We start from the raw sequence: 13,665 nt of genomic DNA, 5'->3' as shown, positions 1-13,665 counted from the left end.
ATTGGGCTATAGCCAAGCGGTAAGGCATCGCACTTTGACTGCGACATGCGTTGGTTCGAATCCAGCTAGCCCAGCCACTTAAGAGCCATTAGCTCAGTTGGTAGAGCATCTGACTTTTAATCAGAGGGTCGAAGGTTCGAGTCCTTCATGGCTCATCACACATTTTCTCACATCGCAAGGTGTGAGAATTTCTCTATCATCTATAACATAGGGGGGCCTTAGCTCAGCTGGGAGAGCGCCTGCTTTGCACGCAGGAGGTCAGCGGTTCGATCCCGCTAGGCTCCACCAAAGATTTTTGCGAAAGCAAAAAATCTATCTGCTTACAAAGCGTTAGCGGAGTGAAGTAACCATACATACGACATGATTAAACCTTGAATCTTTTATGAGATTTGAGGTTTTTTTGTTTGTGAAGATAGATTTACGATTGTGGATTGACCAACAGTGAAAGATTGCTCTTTATGATGGCTGGAGGGCTAGTAAATTGTGCTGCTCGTTGCAGCAACGGGGATGGGAGAGAGTTGTCTGGGTTTTGATTCCTAAGTGGATAGAAGTTGGTTAGGGGAATATGAGTGAAATTATATTGTGGGAGAGTTGCGTATCATTGAAAATGTCTTATTAATATTTGAAACCCTTCAAAAAATGTACTATTTTGACGCTGATGATAATGAAAATTACGTGTGAGGCAATCGAGAGGTTACCGATTGGGTATTAGATGCTACTTCTTAGCCGTCAGTTTAAAGGATTGCGGATTTTATTATCAACTCGATATCTTTGGCCACAACTAGAAGATCGGTGGAGAGTGCGGAGAGCAAATAATTAAAACAGACAAGGTTTTAATAGAAATGTCCTCTAAAATAAACATTTTTTTTCATATTTCTTAAAAAAATCAATGCTCAATCTATAATTGACCAGCAAACCCCTATTTCCCTCGCATCTTTCTCAGGATATTTTCAAATTTCCCACATTTGTTTTCAAATTTCCCACATTTGTTTTCAAATTTTAGATTGTATTTTCAATTCTGAATCATTTATTTTCAAATTACAGATTATATTTTCAAATCGCTCTTTACCACGGACCGCCAACCAATCGATTTCACACTAGCATCCTCGTCAAGAATCCGTCTACATAATCTTGCACCAATCCACCTTAAACACCTCTACACACGCATATATATACACAATCCTGTCCGGTTGAACCATGGCTCATAGTATGGATAAAATAGAGGTGTAAATAAATTTCGAATTGGGGGAATTTTTCATGAAGAAAAATATTTCTATTATTGGTGTACCTATGGATTTAGGTCAAATGCGCAGAGGCGTGGATATGGGGCCGAGTGCGATTCGTTACGCCGGTATTGTTGAGCGTCTGGAGAAACTTGGGTATGAGATTAAAGACTTGGGTGATATCGAGATTGGCCAGGCTGAGCGTGTACATAATAATCCTGATACGAATCTGCGTAATTTGAAAGCGGTTGCTGAAGCCAGTGAGACGCTGGCTGGTAAGGTGAATGATGTAATCGGGAGTGGAGATTTCCCATTGATCTTTGGTGGAGACCACAGTATTGCGATAGGAACGTTGGCTGGTGTTTCTCCTCACTATGAAAACTTAGGTGTGATTTGGTATGATGCACATGGTGATTTGAATACAGGGGATACATCTCCGTCAGGTAATATTCATGGTATGCCACTTGCGGTGAGCTTGGGCATAGGCCATGAAGATTTGACAAGTATCGGGCAGAGCTCTCCAAAGATTAAGCCTGAGAACATTGTCATTATTGGAGCTCGTTCTTTAGATGAAGGAGAAAGAGAGTTAATTAAAGAAAAGGGTATTAAAGTATATACGATGCATGAAATCGATCGTCTTGGTATGACGAAGGTAATGGAAGAGTCCATTGATTACTTGAAGAGTAAAACGGATGGCGTTCATTTATCTCTTGATTTAGATGGATTGGATCCAAGCGATGCTCCTGGGGTAGGAACTCCTGTTCTTGGGGGGATAAGCTACCGTGAGAGTCATTTGGCAATGGAGATGCTACAAGAAGCAGGAATTATTACATCTGCGGAATTTGTAGAAGTTAATCCTATTCTGGATGAAAAGAATAAAACGGCTACTGTAGCTGTAGCATTGATGGGATCCCTGCTTGGAGAGAAATTACTATAATCCAGTCTGTGTTCACAATGCTTCCCACATAAAGGCCGGTAGGATATTTTAAGGGTGTCCCTTTCGCAATACGGGATGACTTGCAAGAGTGAATACATCAAAAAAAGGCTGAGAGCCCTTCACGGTTCTCAGCCTTCATCTATTTTCTCTTCAATGGTGTTTGACCACTTGGTATTGATTTAATAGATCGTCAAGACGAGTACTCAAATCAACAACTTGCTCATCGGCAAAGGATGACTTTAAAGCTAGTTCGACCATTTGGCGACGGCAGTCTTCAATTTGAAATAATAACTCATTCATTCTTCCCCTCATTTCGAGATCCTCCCACAATAGAAATAATTAGTTCCTTTATACCCTTTTTCTAATAATTGTAAACATTTTTCCTGAAAAATTTGTTAGGATAGTAATATAAAAAATTTGAAACCTTTTGATAGGGTGTTACGTATATAAATATAGCCGCATAGAGCGGAGGTTGTGAAATGGAAGCATTAGTGAAAAAGCGGATAAAACAAGTATTGAAAGGTGATCAGAACGCCTTTGCAGAATTAGTCGAGCTTTACAAGGATAAAGTGTTTCAAATTTGCTACCGGATGCTTGGTAATCGTCATGAGGCAGAGGATATTGCTCAAGAGGCTTTTATCAGGGCATATGTAAATATTGAAACCTTTAATCAAAAGAGAAAGTTTTCGACTTGGCTCTTTCGGATAGCGACGAATCTTTGTATCGACCGGATTCGGAAGAAGAAGCCGGATTATTTCTTAGATGCAGAGGTAGCAGGGACTGAAGGCTTAACGATGTACTCACAGGTGGCAGCGGATGTTCAGCTACCGGAAGATGAAGTGGAGAATATGGAGCTGCAGGAAACCATTCAGAAGGAAATTTCCAAGTTACCTGAGAAATATCGATCGGTCATTGTTTTAAAATATATTGAAGAGCTTCCTCTTCAAGAAATCAGTGAGATATTGGATTTACCCCTGGGAACGGTTAAAACAAGAGTACATAGAGGGCGGGAAGCTCTCCGTAAACAATTAAGATCACTGTAGAGAGGGTGAGTGAACATGAAGCCTTGTCCTGAAGAAATCATTGAGTATATGCATGATTATTTAGATGGAGATTTAAATAGAGAAAAAGAAGGAACGCTGAAACAACATTTGCAGGAATGCAGTGATTGCCAGCACCACTTCCATGAGCTGAAAAAAGCAATTGCGTTTGTACAGAGCACATCTCATATTAGTGCTTCTACAGACTTTACGGATAAAGTCATGTCAAGATTACCGAAAGAGAAGAAGAAGGTTGGGGTCCAGAGGTGGTTTAGGCACCATCCGTTACTCACGGCTGCTGCACTATTTCTGTTCTTTATGACCGGGAGCTTCCTCACTTCCTGGAATGATGATCAGGCTTTCTCTTTTACGAAAAATGCTAAATTAGTCGTTCAGGATCATACGGTTGTCGTTCCTGAAGGTGAAGTCGTAAACGGGGATCTGACGGTTCGAAACGGCGATGTGAAAATTGAAGGAAAAGTAACAGGGAATGTCACGGTCATCAACGGAAAGCAGTACTTGGCTTCTGCAGGGAGCGTGACAGGAGAGATCCATGAAATCGATGAGGCATTTGAGTGGCTTTGGTACCAGATCAAAAAAGGGGCTAAAGACACCTTGGATTGGGGAAATTCGCAACTTGAAGAAAAGTAGGATAAAATAGAAGGGATGGAATGTAAGGTCCGTCCCTAAAGGGCTGACACCTTTGATTTTCGTGTCAGTTTTTTTTGTAAAAACGTGAGTTCATGAATAGAAAAGAAAGAATCATGAGGCCGTGGGTGTCTCTCATTTGACAGTGAAAAAATGTGCTATAATGGGAACGTTACGAAAATGGAGAAGCCACACATGGCGGCTTACGCTTTCGATTAAGCTATTGGAGGATGTAATATGCCGTTTATCAATATTTTTTCGGATTACTCCGCGCTGGATTATGTCTCTGATATTGTAGATATACTCGTAGTATGGTTTGTAATCTATAAACTGATCATGCTGATAAAAGGAACGAAAGCAGTACAATTATTAAAAGGTATTTTTGTCATTATCATAGTGAGAGGCCTTAGTAGTATCTTTGGATTGGATACACTGGGATGGATGATGGAACAAGCCCTCACCTGGGGGTTCCTGGCGATTATCATCATCTTCCAGCCTGAGCTCCGCAGAGCCCTTGAACAGCTCGGAAGGGGCCGTTTATTCTCGAGGTCCGGACTTCAGGAAGAAGAAGAGCAAGAGCAGATGATTGAATCGATGACGAAGGCTGTAAGTTATATGGCAAAGCGTCGAATTGGTGCCCTCCTTACCCTTGAGCGGGAAACAGGGATGAGTGATTATATTGAAACAGGTATACCACTTAATGCCAAGATTACGTCTCAATTACTGATTAATATCTTTATCCCCAATACACCTCTTCATGATGGGGCTGTTATTATTCAAAAGAGTCAAATTGCTGCAGCAGCTTGTTATCTTCCATTGTCGGAAAGCCCATTTATATCAAAAGAATTGGGAACAAGACACCGGGCAGCACTTGGCGTCAGTGAAGTAACAGATAGTATTACAATTGTTGTATCAGAAGAAACGGGAGCTATCTCCATTACGAAAAATGGGGAGTTACATCGCGACCTCTCTTTGGAGCGCTTCAGGGAAATTCTTACGGTAGAGCTCATTGGCGATAAGACGAATGCTTCCTCAACGAAATGGAGCTTTAGGGGGAAGAAAGAAAATGGATAAATTCATGGAAAGTCGTTGGTTCATGCGTATTGTAGGACTAATGTTGGCATTCATTCTCTATCTATCCGTTAACTTTGATGAAATACAGAAGACGGCTAACAACAATACCGGCAACTCTCAAAATGCGATTGAAACGATCCAGGACGTCCCGCTTGAAGTTTTTTATGATCGTGAGAATTTAGAAGTAAGCGGCTTGCCTGATACGGTGAATGTAACGGTGGAAGGATCCAGGGCGATTGTACAACAAGCTAAACAAGTGAAGGATTTCAGAGTCTATGTGGACTTAAATGATATCGGAATCGGTGAGCATCAGGTTGATATTCAGATTGATAATATTTCCGAAAAACTTGATGTCAAACTCGATCCGGATTTTGTCAATATATCGGTTCAAGAAAAGGTCACAGAAGAATTTACAGTTGAACCTCAATTCAATGAAAGTATTTTATCCAATGGGTATGAAGCAGAAGGACTTGCTGTGGATCCAAAAACAGTGAAAGTGACGGGCTCGAGGGATGAAGTAGAACGAATTGCATATGTCATTGCAACTCTAGATTTAGATGAAGAGATCAGTGAAAATGTGACAAGGGAAGCCCGGGTGCAAGTACTTGACCGTGAGTATAACAAATTAGATGTTCAAATTGCTCCGGAAGTGGTCGAGGTGACCGTTTCGGTTGCGAATCCGAGTAAGATTGTACCTGTCACCATAAAACAAAAAGGCAGTCTTCCTGAAGGCACAACCCTGGAGTCGATTTCAGTTGAACCTAAAGAGGCAACGATTTTTGGCAGACAGGAAGTATTGGATACAGTGGAAGAATTGCTGGCAGAGATCGATCTTTCAAAGATTACGAAGGACTCAACCATTGCGGTACCACTTGCGTTGCAAGATGGTTTAAATAAAGTGGCCCCTGAGGAAGTGAAGGTGAAGGTTGATGTCAATACAACCGAAGAAAAGAGCCTTACAGGACTTAAAATTTCACCACAGGGATTAGCTGAAGAATATGAGTATACCATCATGTCACCTGAAGAGGGTCTGGTAGACGTAGCGTTGAAGGGTGAGAATGCACAAGTGAGCAAAGTGACGAAAGATGATTTCTCACTGGCGCTCGATCTTTCAGGGCTCGAACCAGGCGAGCATGAGGTGGAAATAGAGGCAGAAGGTCCCGAAGATATAGAATGGACCTTGTCTCAGCAAACAGTAAAAGTAGAAATTAAAGAAAAGAACACATCAGCATAAGAGCTGTAAAAAGGAGAGAATGACAATGGGTAAGTATTTTGGAACGGATGGAGTAAGAGGTGTAGCGAATACAGAATTAACACCGGAATTAGCATTTAAGCTTGGACGTTTTGGTGGTTATGTTTTAACAAAGGATGCTACGCGCCCCAAAATATTGATTGGAAGAGATACTCGGATTTCCGGACATATGCTGGAAGGGGCTCTTGTAGCGGGACTTCTATCAATTGGTGCTGAAGTGATGCGTTTGGGTGTGATTTCAACTCCAGGGGTAGCTTACTTAACGAAAGCGTTAGGAGCCCAGGCTGGTGTCATGATTTCTGCTTCTCATAATCCGGTTGCAGATAACGGAATTAAATTCTTCGGACCAGATGGCTTCAAGCTTTCTGATGACCAGGAAAACGAAATTGAAGGTCTATTAGATCAAACCGTTGACGGGCTGCCTCGTCCGACCGGAGCTGACTTAGGACAAGTTAGTGATTATTTCGAAGGTGGACAAAAATATCTGCAGTATTTAAAACAGTCAGTAGACGAAGATTTCGATGGCTTACATATTGCGTTAGACTGTGCACATGGTGCAACGTCCGCTCTTGCTACTCATCTGTTTGCTGATCTGGATGCTGACATCTCGACGATGGGAGCATCACCAAACGGATTAAACATTAATGAAGGTGTTGGGTCTACCCACCCTGAATCACTTGCTGAGATGGTGAAAGAAAAAGGTGCAGACTTAGGACTTGCCTTTGATGGTGATGGAGATCGTATCATCGCGATCGACGAGCATGGACAGATTGTGGACGGAGACCAGATCATGTATATCTGCGGTAAATACTTAAAGTCACAAGGTCAATTGAAACAGTCTACAGTCGTATCTACTGTCATGAGTAATCTTGGCTTCCATAAAGGGCTTGAAGAGCACGGGATTCAAAGCATTCAAACGGCGGTTGGAGATCGCTACGTAGTGGAAGAGATGAAGAAAAATGGCTATACTCTTGGCGGTGAGCAGTCAGGCCACATCATCTTCCTCGATTACAATACAACAGGTGACGGTCTGTTAACGGGGATCCAGCTCGTAAACATTATGAAAATGACCGGTAAATCATTATCTGAACTAGCGGGAGAAATGCAAAAGTTCCCTCAGAAGCTTGTGAATGTGCGAGTGACAGACAAGCATCATGTAACAGATAACGAAACCGTTAAAAAAGTGATTGAAAAGGTTGAAGAAGAAATGAACGGAAATGGCCGTATTCTTGTTCGTCCTTCTGGAACTGAGCCGTTAGTACGTGTAATGGCAGAAGCTCCTACAGAAGAACTTTGCGAGCGGTATGTAAATGAAATCGTACAAGTTGTTGACGAAGAAATGGGTTTAAACGAATAGTTGATTTTTTGTGCATAAGGGGTCAACAGGTGCCCCTTATGCATATTTAATAAGAAGAGTCCTTTTGAATAGGGGATAAAGGTACCCCGATGATGTCCTAATAGAAAGGTTTTTAGACCACATGGTTTATCGCTGCTCTGTTTCGGGAACATGACAATGGGATAACAACTTCTTGTTCTTGTAAGATTTTTGTTGACTAAGGGAAACGTGCTAGTGTATGATGATTTTGTTTTCGTTTTCAAATTAATTGGAAATGAGTCAAGAAGGAAAGGTGGATAGTGAGTAACCATCCTTATAAAGCGCCAGGGCTAAACGATGGATACGACAAGGATCGTTTAGTTGACGAGGTGGAGGTTTATCGAGCATTCGGCGGATGCCTCCCGGTTCGTATGTGTCACAGAACCGAAAGTTTCTTCCTTAAATCGTTGAGGCAACTTGATGGACAAAGGGAAGAAAAAAGTGACCAATGTAAATACTAATGACAAACAGAGATAAGGGGGCAAGTTGTCCCCAAAAGAGTTCTTGCCCCCTTGCATGTTCAGGGAGGATATATTAATTATGTGTGGAATTGTTGGATATATTGGAAATTCAGATACAAAGGAAATTCTTTTAAAAGGTCTTGAAAAGCTTGAGTACCGCGGTTATGACTCTGCAGGTATTGCCGTTCAAAACGATGAAGGCATTCATGTGTTTAAAGAGAAGGGTCGTATCGCCGACCTTCGCGGTATTGTTGATGAGAGTGTATCAAGCAACACAGGAATCGGCCACACTCGCTGGGCTACCCACGGTGTACCGAGCAAGGTGAACGCTCACCCTCATCAAAGTAATTCAGGCCGTTTTACAATCGTTCATAACGGAGTAATCGAAAATTACTCTCAACTTAAGCGTGAATATTTAACGGATGTAACGTTTAAGAGTGACACGGATACAGAAGTCATCGTCCAGTTGATTGAAAAGATTGTAGAAGAAGGAAACACGGTAGAGGAAGCTTTCCGTCAAACGTTAATGCTTCTTAAAGGCTCTTATGCCATCGCCCTTTTAGATTCTGAAAATGATGAAACAATCTTTGTAGCGAAAAACAAAAGTCCACTGCTTGTAGGTCTAGGAAAAGACTTCAACGTTGTAGCAAGTGATGCTATGGCGATGATTCAAGTAACAGACCAATACGTTGAGCTTATGGATAAAGAAATGGTCATCGTAACGAAAGAAAAGGTTGAAATTCAAAATCTGATCGGTGAAGTAATGGAACGTGCTCCTTACACAGCTGAAATCGATGCGAGTGATATCGAAAAAGGAACATACCCTCACTACATGCTTAAAGAAATCGATGAGCAGCCACTAGTGATGCGTAAAATCATTCAAGCTTACCAAAATGAGAACAACGAGCTTCACATTGATGAGCCGATCGTCGGTGCGATGAAGGAAGCGGACCGTGTCTACATCATTGCATGTGGAACGAGCTACCACGCAGGTCTTGTTGGAAAGCAATTCATCGAGAAGAGTGCAGGAATTCCTGTTGAAGTTCATGTAGCAAGCGAATTCAGCTACAACATGCCTTTACTTTCTGAAAAACCATTATTTATCTTTATTTCTCAAAGTGGTGAAACGGCAGATAGTCGTGCCGTACTGGTTCAAGTCAAAGAGCTTGGTCATAAATCATTAACGATCACAAACGTAGCGGGTTCTACGCTTTCCCGAGAAGCGGATTACACATTGCTTCTTCATGCAGGACCTGAAATCGCCGTTGCTTCAACCAAAGCGTACACAGCTCAGCTGGCGGTTCTTGCTATCCTTGCGCACGTTGCCGGGCAGGCATGTGGAAATAACCAGGACTTTGATCTTGTTCAAGAGCTTGGTATTGTTGCTACTGCGATGGAAGCACTTTGCGATACGAAAGAAGAGTTTGAAGATATCGCACGCGAATATCTGTCAACGACTCGCAACTGTTTCTTCATCGGCCGTTCACTTGACTTCTATGTAGGGCTCGAAGGCGCTTTGAAGCTGAAAGAAATCTCTTACATCCAGGCAGAAGGATTTGCCGGAGGAGAGCTTAAGCACGGTACGATCGCTCTGATCGAAGAAGGTACTCCGATCGTTGCACTTGCAACTCAAGAAGAAGTAAATCTAGGCATCAGAGGAAATGTGAAAGAGGTAGTCGCTCGTGGAGCAAACCCTTGTATCATTTCCATGAAAGGCTTAGAAGACGAAGAAGATCGCTTCGTCATCCCGGAGGTTAACCCATTGTTAACACCTCTTATCTCTGTCATCCCATTACAATTAATTTCTTACTATGCTGCCCTTCATCGCGATTGTGATGTAGATAAGCCGCGTAACCTGGCAAAGTCGGTTACGGTTGAGTAAGGGTTAAATAGATGAAAACCGGTTGTGTCCCTCTGGGGCCGACCGGTTTTTTTATGCTATTAGGTGTTATTTCTTATAATCTCCTGTATGAGGGATGAATACATTCACCTTTACTTCAAGAGAATCCTTTGAAAGATCATTAATCGTCGCAACATCCCATCGCTTATGGTGAAAGCGATACGTGTTCCTTGTTAAATTATAGATGTCGATCTTTTTCTCAAGTGCTTTTGCATACGTTTTCATGATTTGTTTTTTGATTTTTTTCTCCAGGTGTTTTTCAATCGTTTTTACCTCTAATCCTTCAACATTCTGATCTAACGTACTTTCAACATCGATTTCAACACTGTATACCGGCTTATCCTTTCCTTTTAACCTGATTTTCGCTTTAGGTTTAACAATTTGAACACTTACTTTTAATTTTTTCAGGGGGACATATATTTTATTGGTTTCCGGGTTGAACCATTTCAGGCCTTCCAAATCGCCTTTCGTAAACTTTCCTTTAAACTTTTCTTCAGAGAATAAATATAATCCATCGATAGCCGTTAATTTCTTTTCTTTTTCTTCCTGCCAATTTTCTTTATGGATATAAATAGAAGGAATGTAGGAAGCCCCTACTGGCTCATAAAAATCACCTATGAAATCATGAAATGGTACTACAGGAAGAAAGGAATTTTCCTTTATCACTGTTAACGGTCTATGTAATATGGAATAAAGAGGAGGTTGCCCAAAGAAACTTTCTGCTGCAAAGATATCTTGGATACTTTCTTTTGTTCCATACGTCCACGTTGTGTAGCGTAAAAAAGAATTTCTTCCCATAAAATCCAGAATCGTGTTCAACCATTTTTCCATCGCTTTCTCACTTATGACAAGCGTATTGATTTGTCCGTAATGAAGAGGTACAGCCGTGGTCTGCTCTATATCGTTAAACGCTTCTTCTATTGAGGATCCTTTCCCTCTGCCGATCAGAATGGGCGCTGCTGTAGGCTCTCCTCCTTCTTTCTTGGCAATATTCGCAAAGCTGAGTGCCTGGAAGTAGACGATGATCTGCTCATCTTCTACATCAAATCCGATTGAAGTGATATAAGCCTGATCCTGAATTTCCTTGGAACCTAAACAGCCCGTGAGTAGTAAACAACACAGAACCAGTAGGTGCAATGGAATGACTGATCGCCTTACCATTTTACGACTCCTTCCGATCTTGGTCGGTTGGTGAATACCCCAAGTTCCGTTTCTTTGTGAGTGAGCTTGGCAATTTGATATATCCTTTAAAGTAATCACCCATTGTAGGCTTTGCAAAGGTGGTCAGGAAGGGTTGTCCAAAGCTTTCTGTACTGACGAGAGCGATCAAGAAGATAAACCCGCATAAAAAGAATCCATATAAGCCTAATAAAGAGGAGACGAATAAATTTGTAAACCGTAAAATCAGAATATTTCCCGTCAAGCTTTGATTCATTAGTGTATAACTTGAAATGATGGTAATCGCCGCGACAACCAGCATCGTGGGAGAGGTGAATCCTCCTCTGATGGCAGCATCCCCTACAATGAGTCCTCCCAACACGGCAACCGTCTGACCGACTGCTTTCGGAAGGCGTACACCGGCTTCCTTGAACAATTCAAATAGGATGAGCATAAGAGTCAATTCCATCCCGGTTGAAAGGGGGAGTCCTGTTCTGGACACCGTAATAGTGGCTAATAAAGGGTAAGGGATTTGCTCCAGCTGATGAGTCGTAACCGCAACCCAGAAGCCAGGTAGAAAAATGGTCGTTGCGAAAGCGAGGAATCTCAATATCCTTTCAATACTCACATAGAAGAAGCTGGTGTGGGCATCTTCCGGTGAGTTCAGCATCAATCCCAAGTTAGCAGGACCTATTAAGCAAGTCGGGTTCCCATCTACAAGAATGGCGAATCTCCCCTGGTTTAAAGACTCCACTACATAATCGGGCCTCCCCACGTATTGAGCCAATGGAACGATAGAAAACGTATTGTCGTATAAATACTCTTCTAATTCGTAACTACTGACAATAACATCAGTATCAATGGATTTCAGTCGGCTTTTTACGTCCTTAAGAATGTCAGGGTTCATGATATCGTCTATATATAGAAGCATAACATTTGTTTGACTCCGTCTCCCGATGGATATTTTGAGACTCTTTAATGAGCTGGTCTTTAACCGATGCCTGATGAGGGTCATATTATCACCAACGTCTTCAACGAACCCATCCCTGGGCCCTCTAATTGAAACTTCAGTGTTTGATTCTTCCGGTGAACGTTTGGCGAGCTTGCTGGCAGAGAAAAAGAGTACATGATGATCATGAGGAGTCACGATCATGATATCCCCGGAGAATATCCTCTGCTCAGCTTGCATTTGAATATCTATGTCCTGATCAGGACTTGAAACATTGATGAAATCGGAAAATTGGTTCGCCTTCAGTGAACCGTTTGAATGGAGGAGTCTTTGGACTTCAGGAATGATCCACTTGTACAAGGTATTTTGATCAGCCATATTGGGGGAATAGACATAAATCAACTCAATATCATTTCCGTCCCTCACAACTTTTTTTTCGGAAACCAAAATATCCGAGCTATCTTTAAAAGGTAGCAAATCAATGGACCTTCCATGATTCTCTTTCATGATTTTTTCCCTCCTATCTTTACTAATATCCCCAGTACACCGATGCATAGAATTAATAGAAAAAGACTATAGGGTAAAAAATAGGTATACAAAAAATTAAAAAAGGAAGCTTCATTCCAAGGTATAAGAGCTCCTATAAACAATACCCCATATAAGATCAGGATTTTAAGGAACCGTTTATTTTCAGTGGTAAATAAAAGTTTTTCAGTGATGTAGACACTGATGCTGATCCGTACAAATGCCCCGGATAGCCATTGGAGGATGGATAGGGAATCTAATCGGGTTATATACTCTCCAAGGGTCAATAATCGCCACTGTTCATAGGCTGGATTCTTCATCTTCATGGATTCTTCTATCCCAAACTCGGAAATTGCCCCGGTAACTGGTCCCAACGTGAGAAATGCAAGTATAATACCCAGACCAATCAGCCATTTCTTTTTGATTTCCCCCGTCACGACGAAAGGAACAAGAAACAAAAAAACGGCGAGTTCAAAAATTCCGGCACCTACATAAATCATTCCTAATAATGCATCTGACATTCCATTTTCGAAAATGGGGAAGAGTCGGGAGTAGTCTTTATTCTTCATGTTACCTGAAGCCACAAAAAACCCTAAAAAGGTGACAACAGGGAGACAGATAAAAGCAATCATTCCAATGGTCCTGACCCCTTTGTACGTCCCATAAAGGGTGGTGACCGCAATGCTGGTCAAGATAACCCAGAAAGGGACTTCGAAGGTATAATTCGTCAGGCTCCAGTTCGCCGTGTAATTAAGAGTGACAAAGGCACTCCCCATAAAATAGAGGCTTAATAAATAACCGATCATATTCGAGAGCTTTTTACCGAAATGAATGCGAATGAATTGGATGGGATCTTGATTTCCGAGCTTTTTATAAATGTAATACAATAAAAGTATCCAAAGGAAAAGAGGAGGTACGGATAATAATACACTTATCCATGAATCACGTTTCCCGGCACTTAAAAGGCTGGGAAGAATGAGTACATGTACCATCAATCCGGATGAAAGAATAATGATTGAGAAGATATGAATGAGATAGATCGATCGTTTATTCATAGAATTTATCACCATTTGGTAGTTTGCCATTTGGGGTGGGGATTATGCACAGAATAGGTATCTCGATA

General features: G+C 41.6%; 11 protein-coding genes and 3 tRNA genes. 10 read left to right on the top strand and 4 right to left on the bottom strand.

Annotated features, from left to right (window positions below):
• The first annotated feature begins 2 nt into the window (after positions 1–2).
• The 4 genes from Q1B03_RS21870 to rocF all read left to right on the top strand — a co-directional run bounded on the left by Q1B03_RS21870 (position 3) and on the right by rocF (position 2,160).
• Positions 3–77: transfer RNA gene (locus Q1B03_RS21870), tRNA-Gln, on the top strand.
• Positions 78–82: 5 nt separating this feature from the next.
• Positions 83–155: transfer RNA gene (locus Q1B03_RS21865), tRNA-Lys, on the top strand.
• Positions 156–212: 57 nt separating this feature from the next.
• Positions 213–288 (top strand) — tRNA-Ala (locus tag Q1B03_RS21860).
• A 969-nt stretch (positions 289–1,257) separates the two neighbouring features.
• The gene (gene rocF, locus Q1B03_RS21855) at positions 1,258–2,160 is read left to right on the top strand and encodes an arginase (protein ID WP_299746974.1); all 903 of its coding nucleotides are present in this window, start codon (positions 1,258–1,260) and stop codon (positions 2,158–2,160) included.
• A 150-nt stretch (positions 2,161–2,310) separates the two neighbouring features.
• Here the strand turns inward: rocF and Q1B03_RS21850 are convergent, their stop codons facing one another.
• Entirely contained in the window at positions 2,311–2,472 is a 162-nt protein-coding gene (locus Q1B03_RS21850; protein ID WP_082051360.1) for an aspartyl-phosphate phosphatase Spo0E family protein, read from the bottom strand.
• A 167-nt stretch (positions 2,473–2,639) separates the two neighbouring features.
• Here Q1B03_RS21850 and sigW point away from each other — a divergent pair, with 167 nt between their 5' ends.
• The 6 genes from sigW (at position 2,640) to glmS (ending at position 9,892) form a co-directional block, all read left to right on the top strand.
• Positions 2,640–3,203, top strand: a complete 564-nt coding sequence (sigW, locus tag Q1B03_RS21845) for an RNA polymerase sigma factor SigW (protein WP_044340373.1) — start codon at positions 2,640–2,642, stop codon at positions 3,201–3,203.
• A 15-nt stretch (positions 3,204–3,218) separates the two neighbouring features.
• A complete protein-coding gene (locus tag Q1B03_RS21840) occupies positions 3,219–3,851 on the top strand; it encodes an anti-sigma factor (protein WP_299746967.1) in 633 nt (210 codons plus the stop codon).
• A gap of 234 nt (positions 3,852–4,085) precedes the next feature.
• Entirely contained in the window at positions 4,086–4,922 is an 837-nt protein-coding gene (cdaA, locus tag Q1B03_RS21835; RefSeq protein ID WP_299746964.1) for a diadenylate cyclase CdaA, read from the top strand.
• Entirely contained in the window at positions 4,915–6,156 is a 1,242-nt protein-coding gene (locus Q1B03_RS21830; protein WP_299746961.1) for a YbbR-like domain-containing protein, read from the top strand. The genes cdaA and Q1B03_RS21830 overlap by 8 nt, the downstream gene beginning before the upstream one ends.
• Before the next feature lie 25 nt (positions 6,157–6,181).
• Complete coding sequence (glmM, locus tag Q1B03_RS21825) at positions 6,182–7,531, top strand: phosphoglucosamine mutase (protein ID WP_299746958.1); 1,350 nt, start codon at positions 6,182–6,184, stop codon at positions 7,529–7,531.
• A gap of 558 nt (positions 7,532–8,089) precedes the next feature.
• Positions 8,090–9,892 (top strand): glutamine--fructose-6-phosphate transaminase (isomerizing), encoded by a 1,803-nt coding sequence (gene glmS / locus Q1B03_RS21820; protein ID WP_299746955.1) that lies wholly within the window; start codon positions 8,090–8,092, stop codon positions 9,890–9,892.
• Positions 9,893–9,958: 66 nt separating this feature from the next.
• Here the strand turns inward: glmS and Q1B03_RS21815 are convergent, their stop codons facing one another.
• Genes Q1B03_RS21815 through Q1B03_RS21805 form a run of 3 tightly spaced genes read right to left on the bottom strand, consistent with a single transcriptional unit; the run spans position 9,959 to position 13,597 of the window.
• The gene (locus Q1B03_RS21815; RefSeq protein ID WP_299746952.1) at positions 9,959–11,071 is read right to left on the bottom strand and encodes a Ger(x)C family spore germination protein; all 1,113 of its coding nucleotides are present in this window, start codon (positions 11,069–11,071) and stop codon (positions 9,959–9,961) included.
• A gap of 1 nt (position 11,072) precedes the next feature.
• Positions 11,073–12,524, bottom strand: a complete 1,452-nt coding sequence (locus Q1B03_RS21810) for a spore germination protein (RefSeq protein ID WP_299746949.1) — start codon at positions 12,522–12,524, stop codon at positions 11,073–11,075.
• The gene (locus tag Q1B03_RS21805; RefSeq protein ID WP_299746946.1) at positions 12,521–13,597 is read right to left on the bottom strand and encodes an endospore germination permease; all 1,077 of its coding nucleotides are present in this window, start codon (positions 13,595–13,597) and stop codon (positions 12,521–12,523) included. Before Q1B03_RS21805 ends, Q1B03_RS21810 begins: the two co-directional genes overlap by 4 nt.
• Positions 13,598–13,665: the final 68 nt, after the last annotated feature.

It is taken from the genome of uncultured Rossellomorea sp. (assembly GCF_947488365.1).
Lineage (GTDB): Bacteria > Bacillota > Bacilli > Bacillales > Bacillaceae_B > Rossellomorea.
The sequence above is the reverse complement of the archived record's forward strand: the minus strand, read 5'-3'. Positions and strand labels throughout refer to the sequence as shown.